Here is a 1,385-nt window from a genome sequence, read left to right as displayed (position 1 = left end):
CGCCGCCCGCGTTCTCCAGCAGGGTGCCGGGCACCAGCGCCGGGGACTGGGGGACCCACGCGATCGAGTCCCACCACGAGGCGGGGTCCGCGTCGGCCAGGTCCACGGGGCCCCCGGGCGCGTCGACGACGATGCGCCCGCGCGCGGGGACGAGCTCGGCCAGCAGGCAGGCGACCGCCGTGGACTTGCCGGCCCCGGACGGGCCGACCAGGGCCGTCACTGCCCCCGGCTCGATCGTGGCCGTCAACGAGGCGGGCGCCCAGACGCCGCGCGCCTCGACGCTGACGCCCTCGAAACGGATCGGGTGCGCCCCGGCCGGAGGAGCGGCGCGGGTGCCTCGCGGGCGCGGCGGCTGGGCCTCGATGACGGCGAAGGCGGCCTCCGCGGCTGCCACGCCGTTCGCGGAGGCGTGGAACTGCGCCCCCACTTGGCGCAGGGGCTCGAAGACCTCGGGCGCCAGCATGATGACCGCCAGCCCCCTGAACAGGTCGATGCCGCCGTAGACGAGGCGCATGCCCACCTCCACGGCGACCAGCGCCACGGACAGGGTGGTGAGGAACTCCAGGACTGCCCCGGACAGGAACGCGACGCGCAGGGTCCCCATGGTGGCCTCCGTGTTGGACGCCCCGAGGCGGCGCAGGTGCTCGCGGGGGGAGTCCTGGCGCCCGAGCCCCCTGAGGGTGGGCAGGCCGGCCATGAGGTCGAGCAGCTGGGCTCCCAGGCGCTTCATCGACTCGAGCTTGTCGCGCGACGCGGACTGCGTGAACCGCCCGATGAGGACCATGAACACGGGGATCAGCGGGACGACCACGACGGCGATGAGCGCGGACCACGCGTCCAGGACGAGCATGGTCGCCAGGGCCGCGGGGGTGACGGTCACGACGAGGAACAACTGGGGGAGGAACTTCACGAAGTAGGGGACCAGGTCGTCGAGGCCGCGGGTGAGAAGGGTGGTGGTCTGCGAGGAGCGGGTGGCCCTCCACCGGGGGCCGAGCTCGAGGGCGGCGTCCAGGACGCGCGCCCTCAGCTGCCGTATGGCGCGGGCGGCGGCGCGGTGGCCAGTGGCCTCCCGCAACCAGACAACCCCGGCGCGGGCGGCGGCCACGGCGGCGACTCCGACCAGGGGCCACACCGCGCCGGAGGGCCCGGACCGCCCCGCGATGACCGGGGACACGGCCGCTGAGACCAGCAGCGCCTGCGCGATGACCAGCAGCGCGGTCAGGGTCCCCAGCGCGACGGCGAGCGCGATGTGGGGGCGCACCGAGCGCGCGTAGCGCAGCAGCCTGGGGTCGAGGGGGCGCACAGTCGTTGAACTCCTCATCTGCGTCGTGGGGGCCGTGGCCCCGCAGGGGTGCGAGGCGGCCGCCCCGCCCGTCGGCGCGGGG

1 protein-coding gene is annotated in these 1,385 nt (G+C 75.6%); it reads right to left on the bottom strand.

Annotated elements, in window-relative coordinates; genetic code table 11:
- Positions 1–1,303: thiol reductant ABC exporter subunit CydD (gene cydD, locus BH719_RS01730; RefSeq protein ID WP_050790605.1), on the bottom strand; the 1,303-nt coding region annotated here is incomplete at its 3' end.
- Between the last annotated feature and the right edge of the window lie 82 nt (positions 1,304–1,385).

The sequence above is a fragment of the Pauljensenia hongkongensis genome (genome assembly GCF_001746855.1).
In the GTDB taxonomy this organism is placed as follows: Bacteria; Actinomycetota; Actinomycetes; order Actinomycetales; family Actinomycetaceae; genus Pauljensenia; species Pauljensenia hongkongensis.
This window is presented reverse-complemented; position numbering and strand designations above follow the sequence as displayed.